The 15,562-nt window shown below is 72.8% G+C and carries 10 protein-coding genes; 3 read left to right on the top strand and 7 right to left on the bottom strand.

Annotated features, from left to right (window positions below; genetic code table 11):
• Positions 1-19 precede the first annotated feature (19 nt).
• Both ACZ4IF_RS02985 and ACZ4IF_RS02980 read right to left on the bottom strand, forming a co-directional pair.
• Positions 20-1,957: an amylo-alpha-1,6-glucosidase gene (locus tag ACZ4IF_RS02985; RefSeq protein ID WP_467558994.1), complete on the bottom strand. Its 1,938-nt coding sequence runs from the start codon at positions 1,955-1,957 to the stop codon at positions 20-22.
• Entirely contained in the window at positions 1,954-3,606 is a 1,653-nt protein-coding gene (locus ACZ4IF_RS02980; protein WP_467558992.1) for an MGH1-like glycoside hydrolase domain-containing protein, read from the bottom strand. Before ACZ4IF_RS02980 ends, ACZ4IF_RS02985 begins: the two co-directional genes overlap by 4 nt.
• A 119-nt stretch (positions 3,607-3,725) precedes the next feature.
• On the opposite strand from ACZ4IF_RS02980, the gene ACZ4IF_RS02975 reads away from it, so the two are divergent.
• From ACZ4IF_RS02975 to ACZ4IF_RS02965, 3 genes are all read left to right on the top strand, one after another.
• The gene (locus ACZ4IF_RS02975) at positions 3,726-4,970 is read left to right on the top strand and encodes an ROK family protein (protein WP_467558990.1); all 1,245 of its coding nucleotides are present in this window, start codon (positions 3,726-3,728) and stop codon (positions 4,968-4,970) included.
• A gap of 406 nt (positions 4,971-5,376) precedes the next feature.
• Positions 5,377-8,118, top strand: coding sequence for a pyruvate, phosphate dikinase (ppdK, locus tag ACZ4IF_RS02970; RefSeq protein WP_467558988.1), 2,742 nt, complete (start codon positions 5,377-5,379; stop codon positions 8,116-8,118).
• A 218-nt stretch (positions 8,119-8,336) separates the two neighbouring features.
• The gene (locus ACZ4IF_RS02965; RefSeq protein WP_467558986.1) at positions 8,337-9,272 is read left to right on the top strand and encodes an oxidoreductase; all 936 of its coding nucleotides are present in this window, start codon (positions 8,337-8,339) and stop codon (positions 9,270-9,272) included.
• A 148-nt stretch (positions 9,273-9,420) separates the two neighbouring features.
• Here the strand turns inward: ACZ4IF_RS02965 and ACZ4IF_RS02960 are convergent, their stop codons facing one another.
• The 5 genes from ACZ4IF_RS02960 to ACZ4IF_RS02940 all read right to left on the bottom strand — a co-directional run bounded on the left by ACZ4IF_RS02960 (position 9,421) and on the right by ACZ4IF_RS02940 (position 15,247).
• The gene (locus tag ACZ4IF_RS02960; RefSeq protein WP_467558984.1) at positions 9,421-10,200 is read right to left on the bottom strand and encodes an SDR family NAD(P)-dependent oxidoreductase; all 780 of its coding nucleotides are present in this window, start codon (positions 10,198-10,200) and stop codon (positions 9,421-9,423) included.
• A 72-nt stretch (positions 10,201-10,272) separates the two neighbouring features.
• Positions 10,273-10,857 (bottom strand): TetR/AcrR family transcriptional regulator, encoded by a 585-nt coding sequence (locus tag ACZ4IF_RS02955; RefSeq protein ID WP_467558982.1) that lies wholly within the window; start codon positions 10,855-10,857, stop codon positions 10,273-10,275.
• Positions 10,858-10,911: 54 nt separating this feature from the next.
• Positions 10,912-11,265 carry a nitrite reductase small subunit NirD gene (nirD, locus tag ACZ4IF_RS02950; protein ID WP_359487464.1) on the bottom strand — a complete coding sequence of 118 codons (354 nt, stop codon included), beginning with the start codon at positions 11,263-11,265 and terminating at the stop codon, positions 10,912-10,914.
• Positions 11,262-13,886 (bottom strand): nitrite reductase large subunit NirB, encoded by a 2,625-nt coding sequence (gene nirB, locus ACZ4IF_RS02945; protein ID WP_467558980.1) that lies wholly within the window; start codon positions 13,884-13,886, stop codon positions 11,262-11,264. The genes nirD and nirB overlap by 4 nt, the downstream gene beginning before the upstream one ends.
• Positions 13,886-15,247 carry an NAD(P)/FAD-dependent oxidoreductase gene (locus ACZ4IF_RS02940; RefSeq protein WP_467558978.1) on the bottom strand — a complete coding sequence of 454 codons (1,362 nt, stop codon included), beginning with the start codon at positions 15,245-15,247 and terminating at the stop codon, positions 13,886-13,888. The genes nirB and ACZ4IF_RS02940 overlap by 1 nt, the downstream gene beginning before the upstream one ends.
• Positions 15,248-15,562: the final 315 nt, after the last annotated feature.

Below are 15,562 nucleotides of genomic sequence, written 5' to 3'. Positions count from 1 at the left end.
CGGGGCCTGCCGGCCCGCGCTACGCACCTCCCACGGCGGTGAGCAGCGCCAGCGGAGCCGCCGCCGACCTCGACTCCCGTACGCACGCGTGCGGGTACGGCACCGGCTCGCGGTGCGTGTCACGGCCGTAGCCGGCGAGGACCTCGGGGAGCCGGTGCCCGGCGGCGGTGGCCGCGTCGACCAGCCCGTGCGCGACCGTGCGGGCCTCGTCGTGCAGGCCGTAGCGGGCCAGGCCCAGGGTGATCAGCGCGTTGTCGTGCGGCCAGACCGAACCGCGGTGGTACGACATCGGGTGGTAGGCGGGCTGTCCCGCGGCGAGCGTGCGTACGCCCCAGCCCGAGAAGAAGTCCGGTTCGAGGAGGCGGCGGCCCACCAGCTCGCCGTACTCCTTGTCCAGCAGACCGGACCACAGGAGATGGCCCGCGTCCGAGGCGAGCGCGTCGACGTGCCGGCCGTCGCCGTCCAGCGCCAGCGCGGGGAAGCCGTGCTCGGACATCCAGAAGTCCCGCTGGAAACGGTCGCGCAGATCGGCGGCGGCCTGTTCGAGCAGGGCCGCGTAGACCTCGTCGTCCCAGACCGTGCGCGCCAGTTGCGCGGTCCGGCGCAGGGCGTCGTACGCGTACCCCTGCGCGCCCGCCGCCATCACCGGGCCGGTGGGGCGGCTGCCGTCGGCCGAGCAGATCGCCCCCGGCGAGTCCTTCCAGTTCTGGTTGGCGAGGCCGCCCCCGTCCGCGCGGTAGACGAGATAGCCGCGCGACGTCAGACCGCCGTGGTCGAGCATCCAGCCGATCGCCGCCCGGGCGTTGGCCTCCAGGCGGCGGGCCGGCGCCATGTCGCCGGTCTGCTCCGTGTACGCGCCGAGCAGCACCAGGAACAGCGGAGTCGCGTCGACCGAGCCGTAGTACCGCCCGTACGGCACCTGGCCGAAGTGCGCCAGTTCGCCGTGCCGCACCTCGTGCACGATCTTGCCGGGCTGGGCCACCGCCCCGGCGCCCGTCTCCGTCGCCTGGGTCGCGGCGAGCGCGGGCAGCGTGGCGGCGGCGAGCCCGGGACGGTACGGCACGGCGAAGAGCGAGGTCAGCAGGGCGTCCCGGCCCAGCAGCGTGAGGAACCACGGGACTCCGGCCGCGGGCACCCGCAGCTCCTCGCCGTCCGGACCCGTCGCCGGGACCTGGAGCACGGCCAGGTCGGACAGGCCGCGCGCACAGGCCGCGGCCAGCTCCGGCCAGCCGGTCGGGAAAGGCACGCCCTCCGCGAACTCCCCCTCGAGTTGCAGCAGTTGCTCGTTGGCGGCGGCGGGGGACAGCGGCACGCGCGGCGCCACGACGGCGCCGTGCGGACGGGCGGCGACGCGCAGCGCCAGCTCCGCCGAACCGTGCGGTTCGAGTTCGAGCGTCCACACGAGGCGGCGGGCGCCGGTGCCCGTCTCCTCCACACCGTCCGGCGCGGGCTCGGAGGTGACCGTCGTACAGGACCGCCACTCACCGCGTCGGTAGCTGAACTCCACACCGTCGTCGAGGACCTGACGCTGCCGCACCACGCCCGTCTTCGCGTACGTGCGGTGATCGGAGCGCAGTTCGAACTGGTCGGTGAAGTCGGCGTCCGCGGTGACCGCGATACGGACGGTGGTGGGCGTCGGACGGTTGCTGGTGACGCGCAGCGCCTCCACGAACGCGCCCTCGGACACCGCCTGTTCGCGGAAGAGCGTGCAGGCGGGCGGCTCCGTGCGCCCGCCGCGCGGCACCAGCACGCAGCGTGCCGTGTCGCCGTCCGCGACCGGCGTGAGCGCCTCGGGCACCGCGCCGTCGACGGTCAGCTGCCAGCGGCTGAGGTGCCGGGCGTCCCGGACGAACAACCCGTCCGGCGAGCTGCCGCCCCGCACGCCGCTGATGTCCCCGCCGTCGCCCACGGCGGCGAACGTCCCACCGTGCACGAGCAGATGATGCCGGTCCGTCATCCCCGGTCCCCTCCCTTGGCGCCCGTGTCGCATGCGCTGTGTGCCGTCGTGTCGTGTGGTGTTGCGCCCTGTGTCCTGTCGAACGCGTCGCGGCCCGCCGGGGACACGAATCGGTCCGCCCCGTCGGGGTCGTGCAGCAGGTCGAGCGTCAGAGCGGCCGTCCAGCTGAAGCCGAGCGCTCCGCAGGCCTCGCCGGTGTACGGGTCCACGTACTCCGCGAATCCGGACTCCTCCGCGGTGTCGAGCAGCGCGGCCCGCAGACCGTCCGCCCGCGTGTGCTCCCCGTGCAGCCGCAGGCCGCGCTCCAGCAGCCAGTTGGTGTTGAACCAGGCCGGCCCGCGCCAGTACCGGTGCGGGTCGAACGCGTCCCCCGCGAGGTCGTAGCTCGGTACGAGCCGGGTGTCGCCGCCGAGTCCGAAGTGCGGGCCGCTCGCCGTGCGGACCAGGGCGGCGGCGATGTCGCGCGGCAGCGCGGGCAGGACGATCGGCAGCAGCCCGGCGACACTGCGCTCGCGGATCAGCGCTCCACCCGGAGAGCGCCGCTCCGGGCCGTGAGCACCGCTCCGCGAACGCTGCTCGGTGCCGTGAGCACGGCTCCCGCCCCCGTCGTGCACGTCCCGGCAGAAGAACATGCCGGCCGCCGGGTCCCACAGCCGCTCCACCAGAGCCGCCGTGAGGCGTTCGGCGCGGGCGTGCCGGGCGGTGCCCGCCGCGCCCAGCTCCTGCGCGATGCACGCCAGCGCGTGCTCGGAGGCGATCAGCAGTGCGTTGAACGCGGGGTCCTCTACGGCGAACGCGCCGCCCCCGTCCGCGTACGCGCCGTCCCGGTAGTCGGCGGCCAGCCGCACGTACCGCCCGTAGTCGAGATCGGTCGGCCGGTCCTCGGCGGCTCCGTGGTCGAGGTCGGCGCGGCGGAAGGAGCGGGCCGGCGCCGGGGTGACCCGGCTGAGCGGGGCGTCCCAGCAGGGGCTGTTGTCCATGCCCTGCTCCCAGGGATGGACCACGGAGGCGAGGCCGCCGCCCCCCAGGTCCCTGCGGTGCAGGAGATAGCGGTGCCAGGCCGCGAGACGGGGATACATCCGGGGGAGGAACGCGCGCGCCCACGACAGGCCCGGGTCCGCGCGGTGCACCAGCCAGACGGCGAGCGCGTGCACCGGTGGCTGCACGATGCCCGACGTCTGTACGGTGCGCGGGGCGCCCGCAGCGCGCCCCGCGGTCGAGGAGCGCCAGAAGTCGGGGCTCGGGAAGTACGCGTCCAGCGGGACGGAGGGGTTGAACACGATGTGCGGGACGCGGCCGTCGGCCCACTGCGCGCCGAGCAGGGTCTCCAACTCCGTCTGGGCGCGCAGCGGGGACAGGTGGCGCAGGCCGATCGCGATGAACGCGGAGTCCCAGGACCACTGGTGCGGGTACAGGCCGCGCGAGGGCACGGTGGACGTGCCGGTCCAGTTGTCGTCGAGGACGCGCGCGGCCCTGAGGTGCAGGGAACCGGCCGGACCGGCAGGGTCGTATACAAGCGAACCGGACCGGGACATTCCGCCCGTGCCGGGCGGGAGTGGCGGGCCGGAGGCGTGTGCGGGAGTGCCGGAGGTGTGCAGGGGGGTGGCGGTCCCCGTGCACACGGCGGTGAGCTGGGTTGTGCGGTCCACTCAGGTCTCCCCGAAGACGTCCGGCCGACCGGTTCGGCAGTGGCTACCGTAGGGTTACGTCTATTTAACACGCAAAACTCAATATGTAATGCAGAGTTGAGGAACGCAAGGGGGTGCGCATGACGGGAAGGGCAGGGAGAACCGTGAAGGCCGGACATCAGGCGAGCGCCGGAGATCTGCTCGAACTGGTGCGCAGCGGCCGGGCCACCACGCGAGGTGCGCTGCAGCAGGCCACCGGTCTGTCCCGCGCCACGGTCGGCCAGCGGCTCGACCGGCTCTTCCGCGCGGGCTGGCTGCGTGAGGGCGCCGGCGGTCCGGTCGACTCGCCTCTCGGGGGCCGCCCCTCCATCACCCTGGAGTTCGACGACGAGCACGCCGTCGTCCTGGCCGCCGACCTCGACACCCGGCACGGCCGGGCGGCCCTGCTCACCCTGACCGGGGAGATCCTGGCCGAGCGGACCGGCGTCCTGGTGGTCGACGAGGGCCCGGAGGCGGTCCTGGACGAACTGGGGCGCTGGTTCGCCGGCCTGCTGGAGGGGGCCGGTCAGCGCGCGGACGCGGTGTGCGGCATCGGCCTCGCGGTGCCGGGTCCGGTCGACAGCGACACCGGCCGCGTGGTGCAGCCGCCGATCATGCCGGGCTGGGACGGCTACGACATACGGGGCCGCCTGGGCCGTGCCTTCGCCGAACACGCCGGCCCGCGCGCGGCCCCGGGTGCCGGCCGGTCGGCGGTCCCCGTCCTCGTGGACAACGACGCCAATCTCATGGCCTACGGCGAACAGCGCACCGGCTATCCGGACTGCTCGGCGTTCGCGCTGGTCAAGGTCTCCACCGGTATAGGTGCGGGCATGGTCGTGGGCGGCAGCATCTACCGGGGTGTCGACGGGGGAGCCGGGGACATCGGGCACATCCGGGTGGGCGCCGACGCGCTGTGCCGGTGCGGCTCGTACGGCTGCCTGGCCGCCGTCGCGAGCGGTGGCGCGGTGGCGCGCCGGCTCGCCGAGGCGGGGGTCCCCGCCGCGTCCGGCTCGGACGTGCGGGACCTGCTGGCGGCCGGACATCCCGAGGCGATGGCGCTCGCGCGGGAAGCGGGACGACAGGTCGGCGACGTGCTCGCCACCGTGGTGACGCTGCTCAACCCCGGCGTACTGATGATCGCCGGAGATTTGGCCGGAACCCCCTTCCTCACGGGCGTGCGTGAGCTCCTCTATCAGCGGGCGCTGCCCCGTTCCACCGCTCATCTGGACGTGGTGACCTCGCGGCTCGGTGAGCGGGCGGGGCTGGTGGGGGCCGGTGCGCTGGTCGTGGAGCACCTGTACGCGCCGGAGCGGGCCGAGGAGCGGCTGGCCGCGCTCGGTGTGTGACCGCCGTGTGTCGTGTCCGCGAACCGGTCCGCATGGTGAAATCCGGACGTCCTCATCGGCGTGATTCTCGCCACCCCTGATAGGGGTGCTGCTCAGATGAGCGGATCTTGGGCGACTGCACTTCCCTAAGGGGTGGCACTGAGTGCCACCCATTGATCGTTCATCGATTGAACTCAGGCGTGCTGAAGCCTGCTCATGTGAGCGCTCGTGAGGTGTGGTGAAGGATCTTGCGTACAAGAAGTGAAAACATCGCGGCCTCGGCGCTTGCCAAGCTTTGACTTTCGATCTGCTGGCGGACGAGTGGTTACAGGCGCATGACGCGCAAGTGGACGTACCCAGGCGCCTTCGATCTGGGTATGTTCCTCGCCGTCAGGGCAGCCACCGCGACGTCGAGGAGTCGAGACGCGTGTCGGAAAACAAGGATCTTCACGTAGCCGAGAACGGCGTCGAAGGCGTGAAGTTCGTTTATGACTTCACCGAGGGCAACAAGGACCTCAAGGACCTCCTCGGCGGCAAGGGTGCAAACCTCGCCGAGATGACCAACCTGGGCCTTCCCGTCCCTCCGGGTTTCACCATCACGACCGAGGCGTGCAAGACATACCTCGACAGTGGCGAGGAGCCCGCGGCACTGCGTGACGAGGTGAGTGCACACCTCGAAGCCCTCGAGACGAAGATGGGCAAGAAGCTCGGCCAGGCCGACAACCCTCTGCTCGTGTCCGTCCGCTCCGGGGCGAAGTTCTCCATGCCGGGCATGATGGACACCGTCCTGAACATCGGCCTCTCCGACAAGTCGGTCCAGGGCCTCGCCAAGCAGGCCGGCGACGACCGCTTCGCGTGGGACTCGTACCGCCGTCTCATCCAGATGTTCGGCAAGACGGTCCTCGGTGTGGACGGTGAGCTCTTCGAGGAGGCGCTGGACGCCGCGAAGGACGCCAAGAAGGTCACGGTCGACACCGACCTCGAGGCGGCCGACCTGAAGAAGCTCGTCACCAAGTTCAAGAAGATCGTCAAGACCGAGGCCGGCCGCGACTTCCCGCAGGACCCCCGCGAGCAGATGGACCTCGCCATCAAGGCGGTCTTCGACTCGTGGAACGGCGACCGCGCGAAGCTGTACCGCCGCCAGGAGCGCATCCCGCACGACCTGGGCACCGCCGTCAACATCTGTTCCATGGTCTTCGGCAACCTGGGCCCGGACTCCGGCACCGGCGTCGCCTTCACCCGTGACCCCGCCAGCGGCCACCAGGGCGTGTACGGCGACTACCTGCAGAACGCGCAGGGCGAGGACGTCGTCGCGGGCATCCGCAACACGGTCCCGCTCGCCGAGCTGGAGTCGATCGACAAGAAGTCGTACGACCAGCTGATGCAGATCATGGAGACCCTGGAGAACCACTACAAGGATCTCTGCGACATCGAGTTCACCATCGAGCGCGGCCAGCTGTGGATGCTCCAGACCCGCGTCGGCAAGCGCACGGCGGGCGCGGCCTTCCGCATCGCCACGCAGCTGGTGGACCAGGGCCTGATCGACGAGGCCGAGGCGCTGCAGCGCGTCACCGGCGCCCAGCTCGCCCAGCTGATGTTCCCGCGCTTCGACGAGCACGCGAAGGTGGAGCAGGTCGGCCGGGGCATCGCGGCCTCGCCGGGTGCGGCGGTCGGCAAGGCGGTCTTCGACTCGTACACCGCGGTGAAGTGGTCGCGCTCCGGGGAGAAGGTCATCCTGGTCCGCCGGGAGACCAACCCCGACGACCTCGACGGCATGATCGCGGCCGAGGGCATCCTGACCTCGCGCGGCGGCAAGACCTCGCACGCGGCCGTCGTCGCGCGCGGCATGGGCAAGACCTGTGTCTGCGGCGCCGAGGAGCTGGAGGTCGACACCAAGCGCCGCCGGATGACCGTGCCCGGTGGGCACGTCGTCGAGGAGGGCGACCTCATCTCGATCGACGGCTCCAGCGGCAAGGTGTACCTCGGTGAGGTCCCCGTCGTCCCGTCCCCGGTCGTCGAGTACTTCGAGGGCCGGATGCACGCCGGCGCCAACGACGCCGACGAGCTGGTCGAGGCCGTCCACCGGATCATGGCCTTCGCCGACCGCAAGCGCAGCCTGCGCGTCCGTGCCAACGCCGACAACGCCGAGGACGCGCTGCGCGCCCGTCGCTTCGGCGCCCAGGGCATCGGCCTGTGCCGCACCGAGCACATGTTCCTCGGCGACCGGCGTGAGCTGGTCGAGCGGCTGATCCTGGCCGACACGGACGCCGAGCGCGAGGAGTCCCTCAAGGCGCTGCTCCCGCTCCAGAAGCAGGACTTCGTCGAGCTGTTCTCCGCGATGGACGGCCTGCCCGTCACCGTCCGGCTGCTCGACCCGCCGCTGCACGAGTTCCTGCCCGACATCACCGAGCTGTCGGTGCGTGTCGCGCTCGCCGAGTCCCGCAAGGACCCGCACGAGAACGAGCTGCGGCTGCTCCAGGCCGTGCACCGCCTGCACGAGCAGAACCCGATGCTGGGCCTGCGCGGCGTGCGCCTCGGCCTGGTCATCCCCGGCCTGTTCACGATGCAGGTCAGGGCGATCGCGGAGGCCGCCGCCGAGCGCAAGAACGCGAAGGGCGATCCGCGCGCCGAGATCATGATCCCGCTCGTCGGCACCGTCCAGGAGCTGGAGATCGTCCGCGAGGAGGCCGACCAGGTCATCGCCGAGGTGCAGGCGGCGACCGGTACGGAGCTGAAGCTCGCCATCGGCACGATGATCGAGCTGCCGCGCGCCGCGCTGACCGCCGGTCAGATCGCCGAGGCGGCGGAGTTCTTCTCCTTCGGCACGAACGACCTCACGCAGACCGTGTGGGGCTTCAGCCGGGACGACGTGGAGGCCTCCTTCTTCACGGCCTACCTGGAGAAGGGCATCTTCGGAGTCTCCCCCTTCGAGACGATCGACAGGGACGGCGTCGGCTCCCTGGTGAGGTCCGCCGCCAAGGCCGGCCGCGAGACGCGCCCCGACCTGAAGCTCGGCGTCTGCGGAGAGCACGGCGGCGACCCCGAGTCGGTCCACTTCTTCCACGAGGTCGGGCTCGACTACGTCTCCTGCTCGCCGTTCCGGATCCCGGTGGCCCGCCTGGAGGCGGGGCGCGCGGCGTCCTCCTCGAAGGGCAGTGACCACCGCTAGGGCCTGAGGGCCTGAGACCCTGAGGGCCTGTCCCGGCCCCGGGACCGCCGTCGGTCCCCGACCCTCACCGACGGCGGTGGTCCCGGTGCACGAAGAGAGGGCGGCACCCCTGTGCGGGGGGTGCCGCCCTCTCCGCCTGCCCGTGGACGGGACGGCGCGTACGGTGAGCGCGTGGACCGTGATCGTCGAGGGCGCGGGAACCGGAGAGGGAATCCGTCATGACCGGATGGAGCGCGGGCGACATCCCCGACCAGAGCGGGCGCACCGCCGTGGTCACCGGGGCCAACAGCGGCCTCGGTTTCGTGACCGCGCGGGAGCTGGCCCGGCGCGGCGCCCGGGTGGTCCTGGCCTGCCGGAGCGCGGCGCGCGGCACCGCGGCCCGCGAGCGGCTCGTCTCGGAAGTGCCCGCGGCGGACGTGCAGTTCCTGCCGCTGGACCTCGGTGAGCTGGCCTCCGTCAGGGAGTTCGCGGCCGGGTACGCGGGCGTGTACGAGCGGCTCGACCTCCTCGTCAACAACGCCGGGGTCATGGCGCTGCCCGAGGGCCGCACCGGCGACGGCTTCGAGACCCAGTTCGGCGTCAACCACCTGGGGCACTTCGCGCTCACCGGGCTCCTGCTCCCCGCGCTGCTGCGGACGCCCGGCGCGCGGATCGTGACCGTGTCGAGCATGGTGCACGCGCTGGCGAACATCGACATCGACGACCTGGACAGCGAGCGCGGCCGCTACCGCAAGTGGATCGCCTACGCCCGCTCCAAGACCGCCAACCTGCTGTTCACGCACGAGCTGGCGCGTCGGCTGGCCGCCGCCGGCTCGGACGTCGTCGCGGCCGCCGCGCACCCCGGCTACGCCGCCACCAACCTCCAGGCCGCCGGGCCCAGGATGGAGGGCCGCAAGGGAGCCGAGCGGCTGATGGAGGCCGGCAACCGGCTCTTCGCGCAGAGCGCCGAGGCCGGGGCGCTGCCCTCGCTGTACGCCGCCACCGCTCCCCGGGTGGCGCCCGACTCCTTCACCGGCCCGTCGCTGGCGATGTGGCGGGGCGCGCCCGCGCCGTCGTGGCGGGCGCCGTGGACCCGCGACGACCGGGCGGGGGAGCGGCTCTGGGCCGCCTCGGAGCGGCTGACGGGCGTCACCTACGACGCGATCGAGGCGTGACGCCGGCGGCCGCGGGAACTGCCCCGCGGCCGGGACGGCGCCCGGCCCCGCGACCTGCCGGCCGCCCGCGCCCGGGTGACGGCCTGAGCGCGCGGCACACCCGGGCCGAGAGGGCCGGCCGGTGGGCCGGGACGGGGCGGGCCCGGGGTCAGAGCGAGCCGCCGCCGTCGAGCACCAGGTCCGTGCCGACCGTCGAGGCCGCGTCGTCCGAGGCCAGATACAGGATCGCCGCGGCCGCCTCCTCGGTCCGCGCCACCCGGCCGAGCGGCAGGTCGTGCCGCAGCCGCTCCGCGCGTCCCGCCTCGGTCTCACCGGGACGCAGCGACATGGTGGTGGCGGTGGCGCCCGGACTGACGACGTTGATGCGGACGCCCTCCCGGATGTGGTCCAGGGCGGCACCGCGGCTGAGCGCGGTCACGGCGGCCTTGGTCGCGGAGTAGGCGGCGGCACCCGCGGAGGCCGTGTGCGCGCCGAACGTGGAGGAGACGTTGACGATCGCGCCGCCCGACGGCTGGGTCCGCATCCGGGCGATCTCGGCCCGCAGGGCCAGGAACACGCCGGTGACGTTGATGCCGAGCTGGGTGTGCCAGTCGTCCTCCGCCAGGTCGGCCAGGGGCCGGCCGCCCCGGAAGACACCCGCGTTGTTGACCGCCACGTCGAGCGAGCCGAAGTGTTCCACGGCGGCCCGGACCGACTCCTCCGCGTCGGCGGCGCGGGAGACGTCCGCCGTCACCGCGAGCGCCTTGCCGCCCTGCTCCTCGATCAGCCGGACGGTCTCGGCCAGGGGCTCCGCCCGCCGTCCCGCCACGACGACCCGGGCGCCCTCCGCGGCGAGGGCGAGCGCCGTGGTGCGGCCGATGCCGGACCCGGCGCCCGTGACGAGGGCGGTCCGGTCGGTGAAACGGTTGCCGGTGCTCCGAGTGATCATGGTCTCCCCTTTTTTGACCGATCGTTTCAATATGAGGACGAGGAAAAGGCCCTCCGGTGGAGGGCGCGGAATTCAGTCGAGCAGGGCCAGGGCCTGCTCCGCCGCGTCCCGGACGCGGGCCGGGTCCGACGAGGCCTTGCCGACCACCCGCAGGCCCTGCATCAGGACCAGGAGCATGCGGGCCAGGGCGAGCGGATCGCGGCCCCGGGGCAGTTCGCCCTGGGCCCGGGCGCGCGCCAGCGCCGTGTGCAGGACGGTCTCCAGCTGGTCCCAGTTGCGTTCGACGCGCCGGGCGGACGCCGGGTCGTGCGGGGCGAGTTCGGCCGCCGTGTTGGTGACCAGGCAGCCGCTGCGGCGCAGTTCCTCATGGGCTGCCTCGGTCGCGTAGCTCCGCACGAGCGCCCGCACGGCCGGCAGCGCGGGGCCCGGCTGCGACAACTCCTGCACGATCCGGGTGAGTCCCGTCTGCTCGTACCGGTCGAACGCCTTCAGGTACAGCTCGTGCTTGCTGCCGAACGTCGCGTACAGGCTGGCCCGGCCGATGCCGAGGTGCTCGACCAGGTCGGCCATCGAGGTCGCCTCGTAGCCGCGCCGCCAGAACAGCTCCAGGGCTGCCCGCAGCGCGGCGTCCGGGTCGAACTCCTTGGTCCTGGCCATGCAGGAGACCGTAAGCCATTCAAGAACGATCGGTCAAGAAGGGGTGGTGGCCGGTCAGGCGGCGCGCACCTCGTACACCGCCACGCCGACCGAGTCGTCGTCCAGGCAGCGTCCCGACTCCAGGTCGAAGCGCTGCTTGAGGAGCGGGGAGGCGACGAACGGGCGGCCCCGGTGGGTGCCGGTCAGACCGCGGGAGAGCACCGCCGCACCGGTGAACGGGTCGCGGTTGTCGACGGCGTACGTCCGCCCCGCGCGGTCGGTGAACAGCGCGACCTGACGGCCGTCGGGCAGCAGTGCGGCGACTCCGCGGCCCGGGGTCAGCAGGGACGGGTCGCAGACCGTGAACCAGCCGTCCTCCAGCAGGAGCTGGAGCTTGAGGGCCGTGGTCGTCTCGGGTGCCAGGGTCATCGCTGGGCGCTTCCTTCCAGGAACGGGGTCTCCCCTGCTCGAGCGGAGCCGAGAGCTCGGGGACGGGTGCCGATGGTCAGCAGCGGCAGGTCGGGCTTGATCTGGTCGCGCTCGGGGATGAACCCGACGACCGGGTCGGGGGTGTCCGGGGCGTTCACGAAGGACACGAACCGGGCCAGCTTCTCGGGGTGGTTGATGGTCTCGGCCCACTCGTCGCGGTAGTTCGCCACGTGCGCCGACATCAGCGACTCCAGCTCCTCGCAGATGCCCAGCGAGTCGTGGACCACCACGTCCCGCACGTGGTCGAGGCCGCCCGGGATCCGCTCCAGCCAGGTGGAGGTGCGCTCCAGCCGGTCGGCGGTGCGGATGTAGAACATCAGGAACCGGTCGATCAGGCGCACGAGTTCGGCGTCGCTCAGGTCCTGGGCCAGCAGATCCGCGTGGCGCGGGGTGGCCCCGCCGTTGCCGCCGACGTACAGGTTCCAGCCGCTGGAGGTGGCGATCACGCCGAAGTCCTTGGACTGCGCCTCGGCGCACTCGCGGGCGCACCCGGACACCGCCGACTTGAGCTTGTGCGGGGACCTGAGCCCCCGGTACCGCAGCTCCAGGTCGATCGCCATGCGCACCGAGTCCTGGACGCCGTACCGGCACCAGGTCTGGCCCACACAGGACTTGACGGTGCGCAGGGACTTTCCGTACGCGTGACCGGACTCGAAGCCGGCGTCCACCAGCCGCGCCCAGATCAGCGGCAGCTGCTCGACGCGCGCGCCGAACATGTCGATGCGCTGGCCGCCGGTGATCTTCGTGTAGAGCCCGAAGTCCCGGGCCACCTCGCCGATCACGATGAGCTTCTCGGGAGTGATCTCGCCGCCGGGGATGCGCGGGACGATCGAGTACGAGCCGTTCCTCTGGAGGTTGGCGAGGAAGTGGTCGTTGGTGTCCTGGAGCGCGGCCTGCTCCCCGTCCAGGACGTACCCGTCCGCGCCGATCGTCGGCGCGAGGGAGGCGATGATCGAGCCGACGGCCGGCTTGCAGATCTCGCACCCCTCGCCACCACGGGCCTCCTCGCGGCCGTGCCGGTCGAGCAGCACCTGGTGCGAGGTGATCCGCAGCGCGAGGACGATCTCGTACAGCTCCTCGCGGGTCTGCCCGAAGCAGCCGCACAGCCCGTGGTCGACCTCGACACCGCTCGCCTCCAGCTCGTCGTTGACGAGCTGGCCGAGCACTTTGACGCAACTGCCGCACCCGGTGCCCGCCTTGGTGCACTTCTTGACCTCCGGCACCGTGGTGCAGGAGTGCTCGGTGACCGCGCCGCGGATCGTGCCCTTGGTGACGTTGTGGCAGGAGCAGACGACCGCGGAGTCGGGCAGCGCGGAGGGGCCGAGCGCGACCGGCGCGCCCGCGCCCGCCGGCAGCACCAGCTGCTCGGGCGCGACGGGAGGAACCGAACCGGTCAGGGCGCGCAGCGTGCCGTAGGCCTCCGCGTCACCGACCAGGATGCCGCCGAGCAGCGCGCCGTCCCGGCCGATGACCAGCTTCTTGTACGTGCCCGACCGCGAGTCGGCGTAGACGACGTCGAGGCAGTCCGCGGTGGCACCGTGCGCGTCGCCGAAGGAGGCGACGTCGACGCCGAGGAGCTTGAGCTTGGTGGAGAGGTCGGCGCCGGTGAAGCTCGCCTCGTCGGCGGCGATCGTGGCGGCGACGGTCTCGGCCATCTCGTAGCCGGGCGCGACCAGGCCGTACACACGGCCGTCCGAGGCGAGGGCGCACTCACCGATCGCGAACACCCGCGGGTCGGAGGTGCGGCACTGGGCGTCGACCGTGATGCCGCCGCGCTCGCCGACCGCGAGCCCGGTGTCGCGGGCCAGCTGGTCCCGGGGACGCACTCCCGCCGAGAACACCACGAGGTCCGTGGGGAGTTCGGAGCCGTCGGACAGCCGCATGCCGGTCACGGCGCCGTCGTCCCCGGTGACGATCTCCTGCGTGCCGGTGCCCGTGTGCACCGTCAGACCCATGTCCTCGATGGTGCGCAGGAGCGCCGCGCCACCGCCCTCGTCGACCTGCACCGGCATGAGCCGGGGCGCGAACTCCACGATGTGCGTGGACAGTCCGAGCCCCTTGAGGGCGCCGGCCGCCTCCAGCCCGAGCAGTCCGCCGCCGACCACAGCGCCGGTCGTGGCCCGCGCCTTCGCGTACTCCTCGATGGCCAGCAGGTCCTCGATCGTGCGGTAGACGAAGCAGCCCTCGGCGTCCTTGCCGGGGACCGGCGGCACGAAGGGGTACGAGCCGGTGGCCAGGACCAGCGTGTCGTACGCGACCGTCAGACCCGAGCGGGCCGTGACCTTCCGCGCCGCACGGTCGATCGACTCGGCCGGGTCGCCGAGGTGCAGCTCGATGCCGTGCTCCTCGATGAACTCCGTCCCGGTGAGGGAGAGCTCCTCCGGGGTGCGGCCCGAGAAGTACGAGGTGAGCTGGACCCGGTCGTAGGCCGGGCGGGGCTCCTCGCAGAGCACGACCACGCGGTGCGTGGCGGTCAGCCCGCGCTCGGCGAGCGCTTCGAGGAAGCGCTGGCCGACCATGCCATGGCCGACGAGCACGATCGTGGGGGTGTCCATGGACATCAGGAGCCTCCGTCGTTGGTGAGCAGGTGGAGCAGTGGTGCGCCGTCCCCGGGGAGCGGCTCCGCTCCCTCCCAGGCGCGGGCGAGGGCACCGACGGTGCCCAGGTCGCCGACGAGCACGCCGCCGACCACCCGGTCTTCGCGGACGACGACCTTGCGGTAGGTGCCGCGGGTGGCGTCGGTGAGCTGGACGACGTCGTCCCCGGGGCGGGGGTCGGGTTCGCCGAACGCGGCGAGGTCGAAGGGGGCGCGGCCGTCCGCGAGGGTGAGCCGGGTCAGTGACCGGGTCCCCGTGTAGCGGGCGGCGGGGTGCGCCCGGGCACGCGGAGCGTCCGCGGCGCCGGAGCCGGCCTCGGCGCCCGGGGTGTCCGCGACCGCGGCTCGTCCCGCGTCCGCGGCCTCGGCGGCGATCAGCCCGGCCAGCACGTCGGCCTGTTCGAGGGCCGGAGCGGCCAGACCGTAGACCGTCCCGCCGTACTGGACGCAGTCGCCGATGGCCCGGATGTGCGGGTCGGACGTGCGCAGTTCGTCGTCGACGAGGATTCCCTTGTGGACCGCGAGCCCCGCCTGCTGGGCGAGTCCCGTACGCGGGTGGACACCGCAGGCGAGGACGACGAGGTCGGCGTCGAGGGCGTACCCGTCGGCCATCTCCACCGAGCGGACCGCGCCGCCGACACAGCGCACGTCACGCACCCGGCACTCGGTGTGCACCTCGACCCCGAGGTCGGTCAGGTGCCGGTGGACCAGGCGGGAGGCCGCCGGGTCCAGCTGGCGTTCCATGAGCCGCTCGGACTGCTGCGCCAGCACCACCTGGGCGCCGCGCGCCGCGAGGGCGCGGGCGGCCGAGACGCCGAGGAGTCCGCCGCCGATCACCACGGCGCGGGTGCCCTCCCGCACGGCCTTCGACAGGCCCAGGCAGTCGTCCATGGTGCGGAACGCGTGGACGCCCTCCGGTAGCTCGTGACCGCCCTGCGCGAACAGTCCGCGCAGCGGCGGGAGCACCGGGTTCGAGCCCGTCGCGAGGACCAGCGTGTCGTATGCGATCTCCGAGCCGTCCGCGCAGCGCAGGGTGCGCGCGGCCCGGTCGATGCCGGTGACCCGGGCGCGGACCAGGCCGCCCGGCGCCGGGAGGGCGATCACCTCGGGCGCGTAGCGCCCGGCGAGCACCTCGGCGAGCAGGACGCGGTTGTACGGTGCGTGCTCCTCCTCGCCCACGAGCACCACGGAGACGCCGGGCGCGGCGGGGCCGCCGGGCGCCACGAGAGCGGGGCCGCCGGACGCGCCGAGCTCCGCGAGCCGCCGGGCGAGCCGTACGCCCGCGAGCCCGGCGCCGATCACCACCACACGCGTATTCGAGGTCATGACCACACGGTGCGGTGCCGGTGTTACCCGGCAGGATCACGACTGTTTCCCGCGAGGAACGCTGCCCTCAGCGGCACCGGACCCCGGGTGTGAGGCTTCGGGTCGTGCGACGCGGAGCGGATGTGAGGTTCCGGAGCCGCGACGGGTGCGGGTGTGAGGTCGCCGCCCGTCCGGCCGGAGCAGACGTGCGGCCTCGGCCCGCCCGGCCGGGAGCGGCGGAGGTGGGGTTGACCGAACCCCCGGTCTCCGTGCGGGCACCATCGAACGCGCCGCCCGTGCACGCGACCCTTGAGGTGCCGGACCACACCAGCTCAC

The sequence above is a fragment of the Streptomyces sp. NPDC025784 genome (assembly GCF_055558435.1).
The sequence above is the reverse complement of the archived record's forward strand: the minus strand, read 5'-3'. Positions and strand labels throughout refer to the sequence as shown.

Coding starts and splice junctions, on each gene's coding strand:
- ACZ4IF_RS02985 (WP_467558994.1), bottom strand. CDS start 1,957: ATGACGGACCGGCATCATCTGCTCGTGCACGGTGGGACGTTCGCCGCC.
- ACZ4IF_RS02975 (WP_467558990.1), top strand. CDS start 3,726: ATGACGGGAAGGGCAGGGAGAACCGTGAAGGCCGGACATCAGGCGAGC.
- ACZ4IF_RS02965 (WP_467558986.1), top strand. CDS start 8,337: ATGACCGGATGGAGCGCGGGCGACATCCCCGACCAGAGCGGGCGCACC.
- ACZ4IF_RS02960 (WP_467558984.1), bottom strand. CDS start 10,200: ATGATCACTCGGAGCACCGGCAACCGTTTCACCGACCGGACCGCCCTC.
- ACZ4IF_RS02955 (WP_467558982.1), bottom strand. CDS start 10,857: ATGGCCAGGACCAAGGAGTTCGACCCGGACGCCGCGCTGCGGGCAGCC.
- nirD (WP_359487464.1), bottom strand. CDS start 11,265: ATGACCCTGGCACCCGAGACGACCACGGCCCTCAAGCTCCAGCTCCTG.
- nirB (WP_467558980.1), bottom strand. CDS start 13,886: ATGTCCATGGACACCCCCACGATCGTGCTCGTCGGCCATGGCATGGTC.
- ACZ4IF_RS02940 (WP_467558978.1), bottom strand. CDS start 15,247: ATGACCTCGAATACGCGTGTGGTGGTGATCGGCGCCGGGCTCGCGGGC.